The organism is Hydrogenivirga okinawensis, from assembly GCF_055385515.1.
The window spans coordinates 1,099,203-1,119,144 of record NZ_AP042386.1 but is presented as its reverse complement, the minus strand read 5'-3'; the positions used below and the strand labels follow the sequence as shown (position 1 = coordinate 1,119,144).

Below are 19,942 nucleotides of genomic sequence, written 5' to 3'. Positions count from 1 at the left end.
GATGGTAAGGAAGGCTAAGCTATCGGACGCTAAGACTATATACGAGCTCGTGAGCGACTACGCTAAGGAGGGAATAGTACTCCCCCGGAGTCTGAACTCTATCTACGAGCATATAAGGGACTTCTGGGTTTACGAGGAGGAAGGGGAGGTGCTCGGTTGCTGCGCCCTTCAGATCGTTTGGGAGGATCTGGCTGAGATAAGGAGCCTTGCGGTCAGAAGGGACAGGAAGGGTGAAGGCATAGGAAGAGAGCTCGTGAGGGCTTGTATCGAGGAGGCGCATCAGCTCGGCGTAAGGAGGGTTTTCTCCCTAACCTACGCGAGGGACTTCTTCGAGAGGTTTGGCTTCCGCGTTATAGACAAGAGCACGCTTCCCCACAAGGTATGGACCGACTGCGTGAACTGTATAAAGTTTCCCGACTGCGACGAGATAGCGGTTATATTAGAGCTACATGAAAGCTCCCCTTCTATCGCTCGTGAACGTTCACAAGTCAATAGATGGTGAGGATATACTCAAGGGAATCAGCTTAGAGGTACTGAGGGGAGAGTTCCTGAGCATCGTCGGAGCTTCTGGTTCCGGCAAGAGCTCCCTTCTCTACATCATGGGACTCCTCGACAGACCCACCTCCGGAGAGGTGATCTTCGAAGGTGAGAGGATCGATTTTTCAAAGGAGGAGAGGATCTCGCGGATAAGGAATAGAAAGCTCGGCTTCGTATTCCAGTTCCACTACCTTCTTCCCGAGTTCACAGCCTTAGAGAACGTCATGGTTCCCATGCTCAAGGCTGGCGTACTCAAGAAGGAGGCAAGGGAGAGAGCGAGGGAACTTCTCTCGAAGGTAGGACTCTCCGGGAAGGAAGGAAGGAAGCCCTACCAGCTCTCGGGAGGGGAGCAACAGAGGGTTGCTATAGCGAGAGCCTTGGCAAACGATCCTATACTCCTCCTCGCCGACGAGCCTACCGGAAACTTAGACTCGAAGAACACTGAGATTGTGATGGAGATATTCGAGAAACTTAACGAGGAGGGAAGTACCATAGTAATGGTAACTCACGAGCGCTACCTTGCCGAGAGGACCGAAAGAATAGTTCACCTTAAGGACGGGAGAGTTGTCGATGAAGAGCTTTAGGGACTTTATGGAAGAGAAGGTAAAGGAGTACTACCTATCACGGGAGGAGAAGTTCTCCTCTTACGGGGACTTCTTCACGTCGCCCGAGCTCGACAGAGCCTTCGGAGAAGCGGTGGCCGAGTTTCTCCATCCCTATCTGAAAGAGCTCGAAAATCCTTCTGTACTCGAACTCGGAGGCGGGAGAGGACTGCTGGCGAGGGATATACTTAGCTACTACCGGAGGGAGGATGGAGATCTCTTCGACCGTCTGACTTACTTCATCTACGAGTTTAGCCCCTCTCTCATCGAGATACAGAGAGAGGTTCTAAGGGACTTCGAGAGGATCGAGTGGGTAGAGGATCTGCCAAGGATAGAAGGTATTGTTCTCTCCAATGAGTTTTTTGACACCCTCCCCGTTCACGTGGTAAGGGAGGGAAAGGAGCTTTACGTGAGTGAGGGTGGAGAGGAGGTTTGGCTTGATCTCAGGGACGAGAGGGTGATCTCCTTCCTCAAGAGGATGGGTTACGAGAATCTCAGCCAGAGGGTAGAGATATGCATCGACTGCATAGATATGCTCAGGAGGGTTGCTCACGCTCTCGAAAGAGGCTACCATCTCGTTATAGACTACGGATACACTTCAGAAGACCTTCCCAAGTTTCCCGAAGGGACGGTAGTGGGATATAAAAAGCACAAGCTCAGGGACGATATATACTCGGGAGAGAGGATGGATGTAACAGCTCACGTGAACTTCTCCGCCCTGATGGAGTATGGAAGGGACTACGGACTGGAGACCGTTCTTTTCGATTCTCAGAGAAACTTCTTGGCGAGCATACCCGGTTTCCTCTCCCAGTTGGAGAGCCTTGGCTTCGAAGAGAGTCCGGAAGCTGTCGAGAGGCTGTCGAGACTAAAGACGATGCTCATCAGCATGGGGGATAGGTTTAAAGTGCTTTTCCAACGCAAAGAGCTAAAATAATTATGATGATAGAGAGAGCGAAGGGCGTTATAAGAGAGGTAACCTTAGAGCTCGTCTACGAGGTGGTTGATGAGAGAACCAAGGAGATATTGGAAAAAATAGAAAAAGTAGAAAGGAAACAGGAAGAGGACTTCCGGTATCTAAACCAAAGGATAGACAACCTCAATGAGAAGATAAACAACCAGGTCGGACAGGAAGTAAGTCAGGTGAACGCTCGTATAGACACGGTAATACATCTGATATTCTTAGAAAGCAAACTTGATGGGGGTAAAGAGAGATGGAAGACATAGTGGTGGGCGGATACCTCGTAAAAGGTGACAGATACTACACCAAGGATCACGAGTGGGCTTACATAAGAAACGGTAAAGCTCAGGTAGGCATAACCGACTACGCCCAGAAGATGTTGGGCGACATAGTTTACGTCGACCTTCCTGAGAAAGAGCAAGATGTTGAGGCGGGAGAGACCCTTGCCAACATAGAATCTGTAAAGAACGTGGCTCCCGTTTACAGTCCCATAACGGGAACGGTGATAGAAGTTAACGAGGATCTGGTAGACGATCCGGGGCTTGTAAACGAGGATCCCTACGATGCAGGCTGGATAGCTGTTGTGGAGATGAAGGATCCCGCCGAGGTCGAGGATTTGATGCCTCCGGAGGACTACGCTGAACTGCTCAGGGAGATAATAAAGGAGGAGCAGGGAGAGGAAGCTACCGAGGAGATCCCCGTCGAGGGTCTCGAGGAGTCTTTGGAGGGTCTGCCCGAAGAGGAGCTCGGTTACGAAGAGGAAAGGTAGATGTACATCCCCCACTCCGACGAGGAGACGAGGGAGATACTATCCCTATTAGGTCTAAAGAACCTTGAGGACCTCTTCTCCCACATAGATCCTGCCCTCCTTAACCCTCCAAAGAACCTCCCTGAAACCAAGTCTGAGGAGGAACTCAGGAGATACTTCCGTAAACTCGCTTCTTTCAATAGACCCCCGATAAGCTTTGTGGGAGCGGGCTGCTACGACAGGATAATACCTTCAGCTATCTGGTATCTTGCGGAGAGAGGAGAGTTCCTCACAGCTTACACGCCCTATCAGGCGGAAGCTTCCCAGGGAACCCTTCAGGCTATCTTCGAGTATCAGACCCTTATCGCAGAGCTAACGGGGATGGAAGTTGCCAACGCCTCCATGTACGACGGAGCCTCAGCCCTTGCAGAAGCGGTTCTGATGGCTCGTGCCATAAAGGGGAAGGGGTATAGGGTCGTCCTATCCTCGACTGTAAACCCCTTCTACCGTGAGGTGGTCAGGACCTACCTTAAAGGTTATAGGGACGAGATAGTAGAAGTTCCCTATACGCAAGAGGGGACGACAGATATAGAAGTTCTCGAAAAGTTCTTAAAGGACGGCTCGGCTCACGCCCTCGCTGTGCAGTATCCTAACTTCTTTGGGTATATAGAACCTTTGAAAGAGATAGGTGAGCTCGCCCAGAGATACGAGATTCCCTTCATCGTTGCAGCCGACCCCGTAGCCCTTTCAATACTCAAACCTCCGGGGGAGTTCGGAGCGGACATAGTGGTAGGTGAGGGTCAGCAGTTGGGAGTTCCTATGAACTTCGGAGGACCTTACGTCGGTTTCTTTGCCGCCCGAGAGAGGTACGTCAGGAAGATGCCCGGAAGGCTTGTGGGAATGGCGGAGGACGTAGAGGGAAGAAGAGCATTCGCCCTGGTTCTTCAAACCCGTGAACAGCACATAAGGAGGGAGAGAGCAACCTCCAACATATGCACAAACCAGAACCTCCTCGCCCTCGTAAACCTAATATACATTTCCCTTTTGGGAAAGGAGGGACTGCGGGAGGTAGCTACCCAGAGCCTTTCTAAGGCTATCTACCTGAAGAAGAGGCTCCTCAAGGTAGGTTTTGAAGAGGTCTTCGCAGGAAAACACCTCTGGGAGTTCCCGCTCAGGAAGGAAAAAGCTAAGAAGATGTGGAAGACTCTCCTCGGGAGGGGATATCTCCTTGGAGTCCCCATAGAGGACTTTTATCCGGAAATGGAGGACGCTCTCCTCATAGCCGTTACGGAGAAGAGGACTAAGGAGGAGATGGACGAACTTATAGAATCTCTTTCAGAATGTCGATAGCCTCATCCACATGTTCCCTCTCTATTATAAGAGGCGGCAGAAACCTGAGAACGTTCCCAGCTGTGCAGTTTATCACGAGTCCCCTTTCAAGAGTCTTGATTACCACCTCTCTGCAATCCTTCCCGTAGTCTATACCGAGCATAAGTCCCCTTCCCTTGACCTTTCCCACCTTGAGTTCTTCCAGTTTTTTCCTGAAATATTCTCCTACCTCCTTTATCCGTGGCAAAAGAGCCTTCACCTCATCAACGACCACACTTGCAGCCCTGCATGATAGAGCGTTCCCCCCAAAGGTAGAGCCGTGGGATCCGGGAGCGAGAGACTTGGCCACCTCCTCCCTTGCGAGCACGGCTCCTATTGGCACTCCTCCACCGAGACCTTTAGCCAGAGTTATCACATCCGGCTCTATCCCGTAGTTCTGGTATCCGTAGAACTTCCCCGTCCTCCCTATCCCTGTCTGAACCTCATCAATCACCAACAGTAACCCCTCCTCCCTACAGAGTCTCTGAACCTCCTTCAGAAACTCAAGGTCGCACTCGTTCACCCCTCCTTCTCCCTGAATAACTTCGAGCATAACGGCGGCGGTCTCCTTTCTGAGAAGTTTTTTAACCGAGTCTATATTGTTAAGCACGGCGTAGTCAAAGCCTTCAAGGATAGGTTCAAAACCTTTGTGAAACTTCTCCTGAGCGGTAGCCGATAGACTCCCGTAGGTCCTCCCATGAAAGCCGTTCCTGAAGGTGATAATTCTGAACCTCTCCTCTCCTCTGTCTCTAAAGAACTTCCTGACGAGCTTTATCGCAGCCTCGTTGGCTTCCGTTCCCGAGTTGCAGAAGAAGACCTTAGCGTCAGTCCAGAACTCCTTGACGAGTTTTTCGGCAAGCTCCTCCTGCCAGGGGTTTTCAAAGAGGTTCGAGACGTGGATGAGCTCCTTAGCCTGAGAGCAGATAACTTCGATCAATTTGGGATGGGAGTGTCCGAGAGAACATACCGCTATCCCAGAGACGAAATCCAAATACCTTTTTCCTTTCTCGTCGTAAAGGTATACGCCTTCTCCCCTCACGAAGCTAACGGGAAACCTCGAATAGTTTTCCATTACGAACATGGAGAATATCTTAATCCATCGGAAGGAGCTTCCTTACCTCTCTGATCCTTTCTAAGCCACCTTCAGCCACGAGGAGTATATCTCCCTTTTCGGAAAAGGCTAAGATCTCTCCCCAAGGGGAGTAGATAGCACTCTGTCCGGCGTACTTCGTTCCCGCGTGCTCTCCCCACGTATCCGAAACAATCACGTAGCTCTGTAGCTCTATCGCTCTTGCCCGGGATAGGACTCTGAGGTGCTCCCTCCTTGCGTACCCCCATTGAGCTGGGACGAGGAGAATGTCTATCCCCTTCCTCCTTAAATCAAGGACCATATCGGTGAACCTCAGCTCGAAGCATACGAGAAAGCCTATCCTTCCTGCTCTTGTCTCGAAGACAGGATTTTCCTTTCCGGGGACGAAGTATTTGTCCTCGTCGAAGGGCGGGAAGAGCTTTATCTTACCTCTCTTCCCCAAGATCTCACCGTCCTGTATGAGGAAGGCTCTGTTCTCGATACCCTCCTCTGTCCTTTCGGGAACAGTCCCTCCTACGATGAGCTTCTTTTTACCAGAGATCTTCTTTAGTTCCTCTAAGACTCTCTTCGACATGTCCGCAAACTCTTCGAGCCTATCGTAATCGAACCCGCAGAAGAACATCTCGGGGAGGAGCACGAGTGTGTTTTCCTCGAGAGCTTCTAAACGCGAAAAAACCTTTTCTGTGTTCTCTTCTATCCTGTCGCTCAGGGATATCTGAAGGCTCGCGAGCTTGAAGGACATCCCTTAATTCTAATCTAAGAAGCGTCCTTGCCTGTAATCCTTCAGAGCCCTCTCGATCTCCTCCTGGGTGTTCATAACGAAGGGTCCGTACCTGACTACAGGTTCTCCCAAAGGCTTAGCGCTCCCGATGAGGAAGACCGAGTTCTCTAAGGCTTTCACCTCGGCACCTCCCCTAAAGACCGCTACGTTCGTTGGCCTTACTTCCACTTCCTTCAGGGAAAGCTTCCCCTCCGAAAGAGCTATAAAGGTGTTGTTGTCCGATGGGAGTTCCACCGCATACTCTTCCTCTTTTCCCAGTTCGACGTGGAGGTAGGTAAGGGGATAAAAGCCCTTTTCCCTGTAAGGCTCTCCCACAAGGTCAAGGACCCTCACACCTTCAGCTATGATAACCTCCTCTGCTCGGAAGTTGAAGTAAAAGGGTTCTGAGAGTTTCTTTTCCTTGGGATTGTTCAGCCACAGCTGGAATCCCCACAGAAGACCTTCCTTCATCAGAGGCATCTCTGAATGTATGACACCTTTCCCTGCATTCATCCATTGGAGCCATCCGTCCTCGAGTATTCCCTCCGCGCCGGTACTATCTTTATGCCTGAACTTGCCTTTTATCATGTAGGTAAGCGTCTGAAAGCCCCTGTGGGGATGTTCAGGAAATCCCGCGGTGTAATCCGCTGGGTCGGAACTCTTGAACTCATCGAGAAGGAGGAAGGGATCAAGTTCTCTAAGATACGTCGTCCCTATGTATCTCTTCAATCTGACACCGGCACCGTCGGTTAACTCTACCGCTGGATAGATTTGCACGTCCATACTATATTGATAATTCCACAAAGAGCGAAGTGGAGTATAAGTATAAAGAGAGCTTGCAATCCTGTGATTTAGGTCATAGTTTTAAAGGGGAGGTTAGTGAATGCAAACCCTCTACGAAATATTTAGGAAAAGGGGCTACTCCCGGAGGGAGTTCTTAAAGTTCGCAAGCATCGCTACGGCTATTCTTGGACTTCCCCCGTCCATGTTTCCCAAGATAGTTCACGCCCTTGAGACAAAACCCAAACCCGTGGTCATATGGTTAGAGTTTCAGGACTGTGCCGGTTGCTCTGAGTCCTTCATCCGTTCAACCAATATTATGCCTACCGAGGTTCTACTTGACTTCATATCCCTTGAGTATCACGAGACGCTCATGGCTCCCGCGGGCGAGTATGCGGAGGAGTCCAAGAGGGAAGCTATGGAGAGGTATAAGGGGAAGTATATCCTTGTGGTTGAGGGTTCTGTCACACCTAACGGCGTTTACTGCACCGTGGGAGGTGAGTCTAACTACGAGCTTCTCAGGAAGGCCGCCGAGAACGCCGCTGCAGTTGTAGCTGTCGGTAGCTGTGCCAGCTGGGGAGGTATTCCCAAGGCGGAGCCGAACCCCACGGGTGCCGTCCCTGTTTATGAGGCTCTCAGAGGAAAGCAGGTGGTCAATATTCCCGGATGTCCTCCAATAGGGGATGTGATAGTAGCAACCATAGTTCACTTTTTGGCTCTCGGAAGGCTCCCTCCATTAGACAGCCTCGGGAGACCAAAGACCTTTTACGGTCAGACCGTACACGACCGGTGCTACAGGAGAGCTTTCTACAACGCAGGGAAGTTCGCGGAGAACTTTGACGACGAAAAGGCGAGGAACGGATACTGCCTCTACAAGGTCGGTTGTAAGGGTCCCATAACGAGGAACGCCTGCCCTACTATAAGGTGGAACGGAGGGCTCAGCTTCCCCATTCAATCGGGTCATCCCTGCTTCGGTTGCTCAGAGCCGGACTTCTGGGACAGGGGTTTCATATACAGACCGCTCTCGGTAGTTGAGACGGGCTTCGGAGTTGAAAAGATAGCTACAGGCGTGGCGGTCGGAGCCGCTGCGGGAGCCGGAATAGCCTGGATAAACAGGAAGCTAAGGGGTGGGAAGTGATGTTAAAACCTAAGGCTCTCGGGCTCGCCGCCGGTCTCCTCTGGGGAGGTGGTTGCTTTTTTGCAGGTTTAACCGCCATATTCGGTTGGGGAGACAGGTTCGTTGAGGTGATGGGCGACATCTACTTAGGATACTCTCCGGGGATAATCGGAGCGCTGATAGGCGGTATCTGGGGCTTTATAGACGCTTTCATTGGAGGTTTTCTCCTGGCATTGCTTTACAACTTCTTTGCGAGGGAATGAGATGATAGACGTTAAATTCTACGACTTAGTCAGGGGACCCCTTTTGGAGTTCGCCCTTTACTTCTTCTTCGCCGGGATAGCCTACAGATTCTTTAGAGTTTTGCTCCTCGGACTTCCCAAGGACTACGCCAAGCCGAAAGGAAATCCTCTCGCTAAGGCTGTTGAAAAGATAGCCCTCAAGCCAACTCAAGGCTGGAGGTTCTTCATTGAGGTCTTCGCCCACAGGGGGATTCAGTATGTGGGAGGTTTCCTTTTTCACGTCGGTTTCTTAGGTTTGACCTTCTTCGTTCCCCAGCACGCTTTCCTCTGGAGGGAGATAGTGGGCTTTGAACCTCCCTACATGCCCCAGCTCGTCGCCGATATACTCGCTTACTCCGCTCTCCTTTCTCTCTTCGCTCTCACCGTTCACCGGGTGTTCAACCCCGTTCTCAAGTTACTCACGGGGAAGGACGAGTACTTCGCCAACATCCTGATTGGTATAGTCCTATTCACGGGTCTCTTCGCCTCCCGTTGGTCAGGAGGAGGACTCTACGTCTGGATGCTGAACCTTCACATGCTCTCGGCTGTCATTTTGATAGTCTACATACCCTTCAGCAGGCTATCCCACTTCGTTTACTACTTCCTCTCGGTCTTCTTTTACGGCTGGAACGTGGGAAAGAGGGGAGTAAATTTTTGATGGAGGTTGAACCATGATAGCCAACGAAGCACATCTTCATCTAATTTTGAACCACTTCCCTATACTCGGTGTTCTCTTTGCCATTCCTTTACTAGCTTATGGAGTATGGAAAAAGGACACCTCTGTGGAAAGAGCAGGTTTACTTTTCTTAATTTTCGTTGGTTTTATTTCTATCTTTGTTTACTTAAGTGGAGAGGCTGCAGAAGATATTGTGGAAAATATGCAGGGTGTATCGGAAATCTACTTAGAAAAGCATGAGGAAATAGCTTCTTTAGCCACTCTTTCTGCTCTAATTACAGGATTCCTTGCTCTTTTAACTTTCTTAGCTTCCCTAAAAGGTATAGCTTTGACAAGGATGCTTTCTATAGCAACACTTTTATTTACTCTCGTAACCTCTGGGATCATGGGACTTACTGGCAACTATGGGGGCAAGATAAGGCACAGTGAGATAAGAGGCGACATCCCTTCGGAACCACACCTTGAGCAAGAAAATAAAGGGGAGTATGAGGATTAGGAGGTCTTAAAATGACGCTCCGCGTGGAACATAAAGAGCAGATAGGGGAAAAGGAGATAGAGACCTTCTACGGGGTCTGTAGGAGCTTTGTCAACACCGAGGTAGCCTCTTACCTGGAAGCCTGCGTCAGGTGCGGTCTCTGTGCGGAGGCTTGCCTCTTCTACATGGGAGAGAACATCTCTGGAAAGATAGACCCTACCCTTACCCCAGCCTACAAGGCGGATCTTCTCAGGGAGATATACAAGGAGAACTACACCATACTCGGAAGACTTAAGAAGGCTCTTGGTCTCGGTGTGAAGATAACCCCCGAGGAGCTGAGTGAACAGGTCAGGCTCGCCTTCTACACCTGCACGATGTGCGACAGGTGCACCAAGGTCTGTCCCATGGGGATAGATACGCCAAGGCTCGTTTCCATAGTTAGAAGCGCTCTGACATCCGCAGGACTCGTCCCCGAGGATTTAGCTGAAGCCACCAACACCGCCGTAGAGAAGGGGAGCCCCCTCGGAGTGGATGTTCCTACCTTCCTCAGTAGGATAGACTTCATCTCCGACGAGTGGGAGGTTGAGATTCCAGTTGATAAAAAGGCGGACTACCTCTACATACCCTCCTCCATAGAGCTTATGAAGTATCCTTCTTCAGTAGCTTCAACCGCAAAGGTTCTGAACCACCTCGGTGTCAGCTGGACGGTCTCCACAAAAGCCCACGAGGCCACCAACTTCGGACTCTTTACCCAGAGCAAGGAGGTAACGAGGGAACTTCTCAGGAGGATTCTGGAAGGAGCCAAGGAGCTCGGTATAAAAACGATAATCGCCCCCGAATGCGGACACGCCTACCAGTCCATGAGGTTCGTAGCTCCCAACGTCTTCCTGGAGGAGTGGAACTTTGAGGTTCTGAATGTCGTTGAGTTCTTAGACAGAATGGTTAAGGAAGGAAAGCTAAATCTCAGTAAAAAAGTTATTGACCGGATAACACTCCACGACTCGTGTCAGATAGGAAGAAGAGGGGGTGTCCTTAAGGAACCGAGGAACATACTCAGGCTTATAGCTCAAGAGTTTAAAGACTCGGTGGAGTTTCCCGAGAAGAACATCTGCTGCGGAGGTGGTGGGGGAGTTGTGGTGGAGCACGAGGCGGACTACCACAGGCAGAAGGCTTTTCTCGCCAAGGCTGAGCTCTTTGATAAGGTTGGAGTGAAGAACGTTGCCTGCTACTGTGCCAACTGCATGCTCGCCTTGAGCAAGAGTTCCCAAGAGCTAAACAGGGACTACAGGTTTATGAGCCTTATTGACCTCGTGGCTGAGTCCCTACGGGAGGAAGGAGAATGAGAAGGGTGGTCGTTGACCCCATAACGCGGATTGAGGGACATCTGAGAATAGAGGCTGAGGTCAAAGACGGAGTCATTCAGAAGGCTTACAGCTCAGGCACGATGGTGAGGGGGATAGAGATAATCCTGAGAGGCAGGGACCCGAGGGAGGCTTGGGCTTTCGCCCAGAGGATATGCGGAGTTTGCACGACCGTTCACGCCTTCGCCTCCATAAGGGCTGTTGAAGACGCCCTGGATATAAAAATTCCAGAGAACGCTTCCCTGATAAGGAAGCTGATGATAGGAACCCTATTCGTTCACGACCACGTCGTCCACTTCTACCATCTCCACGCCTTGGATTGGGTGAACCCGGTGTTAGCCCTCAAAGCGGATCCAGAGAAGACCTCCGAGCTTGCGAGGAAATACTCAAACTACGAGAAGTCAACCCCTGGATACTTCAGGGACGTCCAGAGGAAGGTTCTTGAGCAGGTTGAGAGAAAGCAGCTTGGGATATTCAGCAAAGGCTACTGGAACCATCCCGAATACAAGCTCCCTCCGGAGCTGAACCTCATGCTCCTTGCCCACTACCTCGACGCCCTCAACTGGCAGACGAGAATAGTTCAGGTTCACACCATCTTCGGAGGTAAGAACCCCCATCCCAACTTCGCCGTGGGAGGTATGCCCTCCCCCATAAATCCCGCGAGCGATACAGCTATAAACATGGACAGACTCGGCAGGGTGAAGACTCTCATTGAGGAGATAAACCACTTTGTAGAGAAGGTTTACCTGCCCGACCTGATAGTCCTTGGGCAGTTCTATAGGGACTGGTTCTTTAAGGGTGAAGGACTCGGAAACTTCCTCGTCTTAGGAGAGCCGGAACGGGACTCCCACAGGGAAGGGAGCTGGTTTATCCCCCCAACTTTTATAAGGAGTCGGAACCTTGAGGAGATTGAGGATGTTGACTATCAGGAGATAAAAGAATATATAACCCACAGCTGGTACAGATACTCCGTGGGGGACGATCAACCCCTTCATCCCTTTGAGGGAGAGACAGAGCTCAATTACACAGGACCCCAGCCTCCCTACGAATACCTTAACGTTGATGAGAAATACTCATGGTTGAAAGCTCCGAGGTATAAGGACCTTCCCGTTGAAGTGGGACCCCTTGCAAGAGTTCTTGCCATGTATGCGAGAAACCTCCACGGTGTCAAGGATGAGGTAAACGTTGTGCTAAAAGGTCTTGACCTCCCCAGAGAAGCTCTCTTCTCAACCCTCGGAAGAACCTTAGCGAGGGGGATAGAGACCAAGGTCTATGCAAACACCATGAGAGACTGGTTTAGCAAGCTACTGGAGAATGTCAGGAATGGAAATTACGACGTTTTCAACGGGGAAAAGTGGGAACCTTCCACCTGGAAAAGGGATACGAAGGGACTCGGACTTATGGAAGCTCCGAGGGGCTCCCTCTCCCACTGGGTTCACATCAAGGACGGCAAGATAGCCAACTATCAGGCTGTTGTTCCTACCACCTGGAACGCCTCACCGAGGGACGCTAAGGGGCAGCCCTCAGCCTACGAGGCATCCCTCGCAGGACATAAACTCTACAACCCGAGGGAGCCCTTAGAGATTCTCAGAACGATTCACTCCTTTGACCCCTGCCTCGCCTGTGCCGTCCATCTCTACGGAGAGGAGGAACTGGAAATCAAGGTGTTGTGAAGCCGAGCCTCCTGTGAATGGCGAGATAGGGCGGTGTTCTGAAGTGGGGAAGCCTGTAAACGAAGTAGTAACGGGCTATATGGTAGCTTGTGTCAAATCCGTAGAAGTTCAGCTTCATCCTCTCGAGCTCCTCCCTCCTGCACTTCTCTATCAGCCTCTGCCACTTGGAACTCGTTCTCTCCTTTACCTTTTCCCTTATGAACTTTTCAAATTCGGGGGAATGGACAAACTCCTCAATCCTTCTCTTTAGTTCATCCCTGAACTCCGAAGGAGTCTTTCCGAAGACCCCGTCTATCAGACCTATCTTCTGAGCCTGCTCCGAGCTTATAGGCATACGCCTCTCCATAACTTCCCTTCCCTTCTCCCGGCCGACTCTCTTAGGCAGTGTGTAGGTCCAGAACTCAGAGCCGTAAAGGTTTCCGATATTCTTGTAATGGGGATTTAAAACGACCCCTTCTCTTGCGAAGACAATGTCGCAGGTGAGGGCTAAGAAAACACCACCGGCTCCTGCGTTCCCCTGTATGCCGGCAACGGTGAGCTTGTCAGGGGTTTTGAGTATTTCCTCGCAGAGGTCGTCCATGGCGTTTATGTTCCTCCAGGACTCGTCGGGCGGGCTCTCAGCGTTCTCTATGGTGTTTAAGTTCATCCCGTTTGAGAAGAAGTCCTCCTGACCCAAGAGAACGATAGCCTTGACAGGTCTTCTCTTCGCATACCTCACGACATCTCTGAGCCTCTCGCACTGTTCGGTGGACATAGCCCCGTTGTAGAAGTTAAAGTAGATATATCCTATGCCCTCCTCTTCCTCGTAAAGGATTTCCCTGTACGTTCTGAGCTCAACTTTTTCCCAAGGTTTTATGGGAACTTCTGGAACCCTTTCGGCTATTTTGGGAAAAATCCTCAAAACCGGCAGTTTTATAGATTTCTTTCCTCTTCTTCTTGCATGAGTTATCCACACCGCTCCGTCGGTCGTTCCGACACATACAGCTTCGTCCCTGTGGGCTATGACCTCACCCGGTCTCCCTCTCAACTCATCTTCTGGAAAAGCGTTGTAAAGGAGAACCTCCTCTCCGAACACTCTCTCGTCCAGAACTCCCGGTTGGCTGTCGCTCGCATAGACCTTTCTAAGAACATCCTCGGTCGTGTCCCTTTCCCAGTTTATCCTCCGGACGCTCTGCTCCATCTTAGGGTTCCACTTACCCTCATTCTGGGGCTCGGGTTTGAAGTCTCCTTTTTCAAACTTCCCCATAGCCTCTAAGACACACTCAACCGCCCTTTCCGTTACCTCGTTCCTGTAGAGGCTTGACTTCCTTGCAAACCTCATGGGAAACTCCCTCCAGGCCCATACGTCTCCGGCATCGTATTCCTCGGTAGCCTCTATCAGGGCAACTCCCCATCTCCTTTCATTCCGAAGAATCGCCCAGTCTAAAGCGGAAGGTCCCCTGTCTCCGGGAGGTCCGGGATGAATTACGAGTGTTCTGTATCTCCTCCAAACCTCAGAAGGTATCTTCCTCCTCAGGAAGGGAGCTATTATTAGGTCGGGTCTGTAGAGCTCAGCTGCCTCTATCATGAGTTCCGGATGGACGTCCAACTCAACGGATACCTCGTGTCCCCTCTCAGTCAGCTCACAGTAGAGCCTCTGGGAGAGGGAGTTGAAGCGGTAGCAGTAGAAGAGCACCCTCATGGTGAATACCCGTTCATTATTATAATAGCTCCATGAAGGCTATCGTCATCCATGGAGGCGCGGGGAGGTGGGAGGACAATGATCTGAAGGAAGCTCTCGAGGTTATGAGCGAGTCTCTTAAGAGAGGAATGGAGGTTCTCAGGAAAGGAGGGAACGCTCTTGACGCCGTTGAAACGGCGATAAGGATAATGGAGGACAGTCCTCTTTTCAACGCCGGGACAGGTAGCGCCCTTACCCTCGACGGAAGGGTGGAGATGGACGCCTGTGTGGTTGTCGATGAGCCAAAAAAGATAGGAGCGGTAATAGGCGTAGATGAGGTTAAGAACCCTATATCCCTCGCGAGACTTGTAGCCGAGAGAACCGACCACTGCGTAATGCACGGGGAAGGTGCAAAGAGGCTTGCAAGAGCTTTTGGCTTAGAGTTCTCTCCGATTATCACCGAAAGAGCGAAGGAAAGACTTGAGAGGGTGAAGAAAAAGCTCCTCGAAGAAGAGCTTGAGGAAAAGGAGCTTTTTAAAAGAACGGTTGAGCTGATGAGAAAACACCCGGAACTCTTTATGGGAACGGTCGGAGCTGTGGCAACTGATGGGAAGAACGTCTGCGCCGGAACGTCTACCGGAGGATCCCACTTAAAGCTCTACGGGAGAGTCGGGGATACACCGATACCCGGAGCGGGAACGTGGGCTGAGAAGGGCGTGGGAGCTTCGGCAACCGGAATAGGAGAGGGAATAATAAAAATTCTGCTCACCAAGACGCTCGTAGATTACGTTCTCAGGGAGGGAGTATCAATCGGTGAAGCCTGTAAACTGGCAGTTCAGAGAACGGAGTATCCTGCGGGAGTGATCGCCTTGGATTTAGGGGGATCCTATTGCTGTTATCACAACACCGAGAGGATGCCCTTTGGCTACGCTAACGAAAGAGGTGAGTTTATACTAAGATCCTCATGCAGAGAGTTCTAATAGATCCGAGCGCCCCAAAGTCAGAGAACGCAAAGAAGATAGTAAAGCTCGCCTTTCCTGTAATCGTTGTGAACCTCCTCTACACCGTAGAGAGCATGTTCTCCCTCGTTCTCGTCTCCGGGATTTCGGCCTCGGCGGTAGCCGCTGTAGGATTTAGCTTATCCCTCCTGTGGTTCATCTACTCCCTTATGGCTCTCTCTTATACGGGAACGAGTGTCCTCGTAGCCCAGAGGGTGGGCGCCGGGGAAGATCCCTCTCCCGTTTTATCCTCGGGACTTCTCATCTCCTTCCTGATAGCCCTACCTCTTACCCTCTACGGTAAAGACCTGGTTCTCTTTTTAATGTACCTCCTCGGAGCTTCCGATAGGGTCGTATCCCTCTCCTCCGAGTATCTGACTCCGATCTTCTGGTTCATAACTGTGGGTTTTATGACAAACACCTTTTACGGAGCCTTCAACGGAGCGGGGGATACGAAGACTCCCATGAAGGTGGCGGTTCTCATGAACGTGGTGAACATATCAGCCGCCTACTGTCTGATATATGGAAAGTTTGGGCTTCCGAGGCTCGGTGTTCAGGGAGCTGGATGGGGTATAGTTTTATCGGAGCTCTTAGCCTTCTTGATATACATCTACCTCGCAAGGATTAAAAGAAAGCCTTTCCCTTTAGTTCTGAGGATCGACAGAGGGATATTCCTGAGGATGATTAGGATAGGAACTCCGACCGCAATTGAGAGGGCGGTCACCAGCCTGTCCTTCAACGTTTTCGTCGGCTTCCTGGCTCACTTCGGGGACAAGGTTCTCGCTGCCCATCAGATAGGTCTCAGAGTCGAGAGCATATCCTTCATGGTGGGTTTCGGATTCATGGTGGCGAGTACCGTGATAGCGGGGCAGAACTACGGGGCGGGAAATCTCAAGGGCCTCATCTACGGGGTTAAATTCACCGCCAACCTGACTGCCATGCTTATGGGATTCCTCGGACTCCTACTTATCCTCTTTCCGAAGTACCTTTCCCTTCCTTTCAGCAGGGATCCAGAGGTTATAAGGTGGTCTGTTTACTATCTGATTATAGTGGGGATATCTCAGGTTCCGATGGCTTACGCCGTGATCCTCTCGGGAGCCTTAAAAGGCATGGGAAGAACCACCACACCTATGGTGATAAACATAGCCTCCTTCTGGCTCTTCAGGATAATACCTTCCTACCTGCTCTTGAAGGTTATCCACTCCCCCCTCGTCCCCTGGACCTTCATGACCGTCGAGATGTTTTTAAGAGCTCTCCTCTTCTACTACGGCTTCAGGAGAGAGATCAGACGTCAAACCCTCTCATCCTCTCCTCAACCTGAGAAGCAGTCCGGTTGATGTTCCTTATCTCTCCAACGATCTCCTTGACGCTCTCCGTGTTCTTTTCCGATATGCTCGTTATCTCGGTCATGTTGTCCCTTATTATGTCTATCGCCCTGCTCTGCTCCTCCATGGCGGTTGCTATCGTGTCTATCGCTCTTACTATCTCTTGAGTAACCTCCTCTATCTTCCTGTAGCTCTCGACCACGTCCTCCGAAGCCACCCTTCCCTCCTCGACGGCGTTCATAGCCTTCTCTACGAGAGCCGCTATCTCCCGTGCGGCGTTTCCAGAGATCTCCGCGAGCCTCCTCACCTCGTCCGCCACGACAGCGAAGCCTCTTCCCATCTCTCCAGCCCTCGCCGCCTCTATCGCAGCATTGAGAGCCAGGAGGTTCGTCTGCTCCGCTATGTTTATTATCGTTTCCGTTATGGAACTGATCTCCTGACTCACCTGAACTATGTTCCCCATAGCTCCGTGCATTATGTCCACTTTGCTTTTTCCGTTCTCTATCGCTCTCTCCATATCTATAGAGGTGTTCCTTGCCTTTAACGTCTCCTCCGAGATCTGCCTTATGGCTTCGGAAGTTTCATCCACCGAAGTCATTATGCTCGCTATGCTGCCGCTTAGGTTTTCGTTCTCTCTCTCTATCCTTTCTGCGTTCTCCGTTAGGACCTTTATGCTTCTTGCTATGTTGTTGAAACCATCTTTGACATTTTTTAGAGCTTCCTGAAGATCCCTAAGAGAGGAGTTTATATAGTCTGACAGGTCCTTAAGATCCCCTCTGTAATCTCCCTCAAGTCTTACCTTCAAATTCCCCTTAGCCACCTTCATCATGGTTTCCTTTATGGAGTTTATAGCGTCCCCTACCTCGCCTATCATGTTGCTAAGAGCTTCTATTAGCCTGTCGAGCTCGCTCTTGAACCTCTTGAACTCTATGTTTTGGAACTTCATACTTCTCGTGATCTCCTCAACCTTAGAGCTGACCGTATTTATCTGCCTTATAGCGTCTCTCGAAACTATCCATAGAAGGAAGGATACGAGCAGGATCGCAGGAACAGTTATCCCAACGGTGAGCAGGCTTGCCATCTCCATTTCCTTCCTCATCTGCTCCTGTTTTTCTGCAATGGCTTTGAGTCTCAGCTCTATGAGCCTGTTCAGTGTATCAACAGTATCTTTAAAACCTTCTTTCTCAAGCTCTACCAGCGTCTGCTTAGCCTCCTCCTGGGCATCCATCTCTATGAGCTGTTTCACACTCTCTACATCTCCCTGATAGGTAAAGAAGGACAAAATCCTCGTTAGCTCCTTCTCTTCCTCACTTAGCTCTCTCTTGTTTTTCTCGAGCTTTGCAAGGTAATCCATGTACTTCTTTATGTTTGCCTCTATCTCCTTCCTTGCCTCCTCACTTTTGGGGTCGAATATCAGATTCCTGACCGATATAGCCAGGTTCAGGAGTGTAATCTTCATCTCCTTGTACACCTCTAACTCTTCTATAGCGTCCTCTACCTCATTTATAGATTGGCGCACCCTCTGGTCCGAGATGTAAAGAACGATACCGACCACCACCGCTACCGCTACGAGGATAACGTTTACAAGCTGAAGCTTCCCCTTTATCGTCATCTCCTTTCCTCCTCGATGGAGCTCCTTTGAAAAATAATCGGAAGTTGCCGAAATATTATAGCGATGAAGGAAGACCTGAGAAGAAAAGTACAGGATATAAGGGAAAAGTTACTCGATCCCTTCAAAGCGGAAGGGCTCGAAGAAGAGTTCAAGGAACTCTATGAGCTTATGAAAAGGGCGAAACCTGAAGAGCTGAGAGATGTTATAGAGGACTTCGAGGAGGTTAGAAAGCTCCTGATGAGAAACCTCTCGATAATAGCCGGCGGACTTAAACCCATTCTTGAAAGGAGTCAGGGTGGTCTTTTTTCGAGGAGGGTGTAAATGTTCGGATCCTCCTTCGGCATAATATCCCAAGCCTTAGAGGTTTACAGGAAGTCGCTCGATATACGTAATAGAAACATAATAAACGCCAACAATCCCGATTACGTGGAGGAGAACCCTGTAGTAAACAGCTTTACACCGGCGGGAATAAACTTTGAGGATGTAAGAAGAGACCAGAACATCTATTACGTGAATTTGAGAAATTCCAAGCTCTCCCTTGTTAGGTATCTCGAAGAGAGGAGCGGAGCCCTCTCCAATGTAGAGGGTATTTTTCAGGAGCTGTTTGAAGGAACAGGAATAAGCGATTACACTAACAGATTCTTTCAAGCCTATTTGGACCTGATGAAGGATCCCACGAACGAGGGAGCAAAGAACGAACTTTACAACTCCGCCAAGAGCCTTGCCGACTTTTTCAGGAACAAGACTAAGGATCTCGACAGGCTTGATGAAAGCATAGACTTCAACCTCAGAGATACGGTAACGAGAATAAACGAGCTTACAAGGAAGCTGTACGTCATCAACAGGGATATAACCATACTTTACGCTCAAACTTACGCGAGAGGAAAGGACTACAAGAACCTTTTGGACGAAAGGGATAAGTATCTTAGGGAACTCTCCGAACTCATAAATCTAAACGTTCAGCAGGACGAAATCGGAAGGGTCAAGGTGATGACTTCCAAGGGCTTTGCTCTCGTTGATTTTCAAGACAGTTACTGGCAACTCGAGTACAGCGGAGGAAGACTTTACTGGAAATCCAACAGCGGGAACACCGTTGACATTACTAACGTAGTGGAGTCTGGCAAGGTAAAGGCTCTCTTGGATGCAAGGGCAGATATTCAGAGGTTTAAGGACAAGCTTGAGGGCGTAGCTGACTACCTGATAATGAACGTCAAGATACCGAGAAGGAACGGCGGGGCGTGGTATTTGATGAACAACGTGAGTGATCCCACCCAGCCCCTCAGCACGTACGGGCTGAACGGAGATCTCACATTCTATGACAACTCCACCTCACCCCCCACCGCTCTTGCAACAATTAGTAATTACGGTTCCCTCTCCCTGAACGACCTCGCCAGTGCCATAAACTCCGACCCAGCGCTCACCGGTGCGGGCTTCTCCGCCACCGTGGTGAACAATCCCGATGGGACCTACACCATCAAAATAGAGAATTCGAATACGAACTACTCTGTAAGCGATTCGGGGGGGAACTTCTACGAGTTCAAAATGTCTCCTGTCTTTGAAGGAACGGGATTGTCTGACATAAGACCCTTATCCACCCTCAGGAGCGATCTTAACGACCTCGACTTTTCGCTTACCGATACCTTCAGCGGATTTGCTAACACCTGGTGGGAGGACACCACAGATCTCGCCAACGACCTTGTGAACGATATTTCCAACACGCAGGCTGACGTTAAGGACAAGCTCAGGATAGAGTCCGCCCTTCTCGAATCTTTAGACAGGAAGCTTCAGGAGATGCAGGGTGTATCCATAGATAAGGAGTTCATGGAGATAATGAAGATACAAAGGAATTACGAGGCGGTGGCGAGGATAGTTTCTACCATAGACGAGCTTTTACAGACAACTCTGAACATGTGAGGTGAGC

21 protein-coding genes are annotated in these 19,942 nt (G+C 50.3%); 16 read left to right on the top strand and 5 right to left on the bottom strand.

The genetic code is table 11. From position 1 onward, the window contains the following. Position 1 precedes the first annotated feature (1 nt). From ACZ483_RS06455 to gcvPA, 6 genes are read left to right on the top strand one after another with little or no spacing between them, the layout of a single operon-like run. Complete coding sequence (locus ACZ483_RS06455) at positions 2 to 502, top strand: N-acetyltransferase (RefSeq protein ID WP_464323369.1); 501 nt, start codon at positions 2 to 4, stop codon at positions 500 to 502. Further along, positions 450 to 1,121 carry an ABC transporter ATP-binding protein gene (locus ACZ483_RS06450; protein WP_464323368.1) on the top strand — a complete coding sequence of 224 codons (672 nt, stop codon included), beginning with the start codon at positions 450 to 452 and terminating at the stop codon, positions 1,119 to 1,121. The genes ACZ483_RS06455 and ACZ483_RS06450 overlap by 53 nt, the downstream gene beginning before the upstream one ends. Next, positions 1,108 to 2,073 carry an SAM-dependent methyltransferase gene (locus ACZ483_RS06445; protein ID WP_464323367.1) on the top strand — a complete coding sequence of 322 codons (966 nt, stop codon included), beginning with the start codon at positions 1,108 to 1,110 and terminating at the stop codon, positions 2,071 to 2,073. The genes ACZ483_RS06450 and ACZ483_RS06445 overlap by 14 nt, the downstream gene beginning before the upstream one ends. A 2-nt stretch (positions 2,074 to 2,075) precedes the next feature. Continuing rightward, a complete protein-coding gene (locus ACZ483_RS06440; RefSeq protein WP_464323366.1) occupies positions 2,076 to 2,363 on the top strand; it encodes a hypothetical protein in 288 nt (95 codons plus the stop codon). Then, complete coding sequence (gene gcvH, locus ACZ483_RS06435) at positions 2,351 to 2,866, top strand: glycine cleavage system protein GcvH (protein ID WP_464323365.1); 516 nt, start codon at positions 2,351 to 2,353, stop codon at positions 2,864 to 2,866. Before ACZ483_RS06440 ends, gcvH begins: the two co-directional genes overlap by 13 nt. Continuing rightward, a complete protein-coding gene (gcvPA, locus tag ACZ483_RS06430) occupies positions 2,867 to 4,195 on the top strand; it encodes an aminomethyl-transferring glycine dehydrogenase subunit GcvPA (RefSeq protein ID WP_464323364.1) in 1,329 nt (442 codons plus the stop codon). It begins immediately after the preceding gene. On the opposite strand, the gene ACZ483_RS06425 is transcribed toward gcvPA, so the two are convergent. From ACZ483_RS06425 to ACZ483_RS06415, 3 genes are read right to left on the bottom strand one after another with little or no spacing between them, the layout of a single operon-like run. Beyond that, positions 4,167 to 5,294 (bottom strand): acetylornithine/succinylornithine family transaminase, encoded by a 1,128-nt coding sequence (locus ACZ483_RS06425; RefSeq protein ID WP_464323363.1) that lies wholly within the window; start codon positions 5,292 to 5,294, stop codon positions 4,167 to 4,169. The genes gcvPA and ACZ483_RS06425 overlap by 29 nt on opposite strands. A gap of 10 nt (positions 5,295 to 5,304) precedes the next feature. Next, a complete protein-coding gene (locus ACZ483_RS06420; protein ID WP_464323362.1) occupies positions 5,305 to 6,045 on the bottom strand; it encodes a carbon-nitrogen hydrolase family protein in 741 nt (246 codons plus the stop codon). Between the two features lie 9 nt (positions 6,046 to 6,054). Next, positions 6,055 to 6,846 carry a pirin family protein gene (locus tag ACZ483_RS06415; RefSeq protein ID WP_464323361.1) on the bottom strand — a complete coding sequence of 264 codons (792 nt, stop codon included), beginning with the start codon at positions 6,844 to 6,846 and terminating at the stop codon, positions 6,055 to 6,057. A gap of 100 nt (positions 6,847 to 6,946) precedes the next feature. Here ACZ483_RS06415 and ACZ483_RS06410 point away from each other — a divergent pair, with 100 nt between their 5' ends. From ACZ483_RS06410 to ACZ483_RS06385, 6 genes are read left to right on the top strand one after another with little or no spacing between them, the layout of a single operon-like run. Further along, positions 6,947 to 7,981, top strand: coding sequence for a hydrogenase small subunit (locus tag ACZ483_RS06410; RefSeq protein WP_464323360.1), 1,035 nt, complete (start codon positions 6,947 to 6,949; stop codon positions 7,979 to 7,981). Next, a complete protein-coding gene (locus tag ACZ483_RS06405; protein WP_464323359.1) occupies positions 7,981 to 8,223 on the top strand; it encodes a bacteriophage holin in 243 nt (80 codons plus the stop codon). Before ACZ483_RS06410 ends, ACZ483_RS06405 begins: the two co-directional genes overlap by 1 nt. Before the next feature lies 1 nt (position 8,224). After that, complete coding sequence (locus ACZ483_RS06400; RefSeq protein ID WP_464323358.1) at positions 8,225 to 8,899, top strand: hypothetical protein; 675 nt, start codon at positions 8,225 to 8,227, stop codon at positions 8,897 to 8,899. 13 nt (positions 8,900 to 8,912) lie between these two features. Beyond that, a complete protein-coding gene (locus ACZ483_RS06395) occupies positions 8,913 to 9,413 on the top strand; it encodes a DUF2231 domain-containing protein (protein WP_464323357.1) in 501 nt (166 codons plus the stop codon). Between the two features lie 11 nt (positions 9,414 to 9,424). After that, complete coding sequence (locus ACZ483_RS06390; RefSeq protein WP_464323356.1) at positions 9,425 to 10,735, top strand: (Fe-S)-binding protein; 1,311 nt, start codon at positions 9,425 to 9,427, stop codon at positions 10,733 to 10,735. Further along, on the top strand, positions 10,732 to 12,426 hold the full coding sequence (locus tag ACZ483_RS06385) for a nickel-dependent hydrogenase large subunit (RefSeq protein ID WP_464323355.1): 1,695 nt from the start codon (positions 10,732 to 10,734) through the stop codon (positions 12,424 to 12,426). The genes ACZ483_RS06390 and ACZ483_RS06385 overlap by 4 nt, the downstream gene beginning before the upstream one ends. On the opposite strand, the gene ACZ483_RS06380 is transcribed toward ACZ483_RS06385, so the two are convergent. Continuing rightward, positions 12,413 to 14,107: a hydrogenase maturation protein gene (locus tag ACZ483_RS06380; protein WP_464323354.1), complete on the bottom strand. Its 1,695-nt coding sequence runs from the start codon at positions 14,105 to 14,107 to the stop codon at positions 12,413 to 12,415. The genes ACZ483_RS06385 and ACZ483_RS06380 overlap by 14 nt on opposite strands. Positions 14,108 to 14,139: 32 nt before the next feature. On the opposite strand from ACZ483_RS06380, the gene ACZ483_RS06375 reads away from it, so the two are divergent. Continuing rightward, the gene (locus ACZ483_RS06375; protein WP_464323353.1) at positions 14,140 to 15,066 is read left to right on the top strand and encodes an isoaspartyl peptidase/L-asparaginase family protein; all 927 of its coding nucleotides are present in this window, start codon (positions 14,140 to 14,142) and stop codon (positions 15,064 to 15,066) included. Continuing rightward, entirely contained in the window at positions 15,051 to 16,421 is a 1,371-nt protein-coding gene (locus tag ACZ483_RS06370) for an MATE family efflux transporter (RefSeq protein ID WP_464323352.1), read from the top strand. Before ACZ483_RS06375 ends, ACZ483_RS06370 begins: the two co-directional genes overlap by 16 nt. Here the strand turns inward: ACZ483_RS06370 and ACZ483_RS06365 are convergent. Beyond that, positions 16,369 to 18,021 (bottom strand): methyl-accepting chemotaxis protein, encoded by a 1,653-nt coding sequence (locus ACZ483_RS06365; protein WP_464323351.1) that lies wholly within the window; start codon positions 18,019 to 18,021, stop codon positions 16,369 to 16,371. The two genes, ACZ483_RS06370 and ACZ483_RS06365, sit on opposite strands and share 53 nt — an antisense overlap. 63 nt (positions 18,022 to 18,084) lie before the next feature. Here ACZ483_RS06365 and ACZ483_RS06360 point away from each other — a divergent pair, with 63 nt between their 5' ends. Both ACZ483_RS06360 and flgK read left to right on the top strand, forming a co-directional pair. After that, positions 18,085 to 18,342 carry a hypothetical protein gene (locus ACZ483_RS06360; protein WP_464323350.1) on the top strand — a complete coding sequence of 86 codons (258 nt, stop codon included), beginning with the start codon at positions 18,085 to 18,087 and terminating at the stop codon, positions 18,340 to 18,342. Beyond that, positions 18,343 to 19,935, top strand: a complete 1,593-nt coding sequence (flgK, locus tag ACZ483_RS06355; RefSeq protein ID WP_464323349.1) for a flagellar hook-associated protein FlgK — start codon at positions 18,343 to 18,345, stop codon at positions 19,933 to 19,935. Positions 19,936 to 19,942 lie beyond the last annotated feature (7 nt).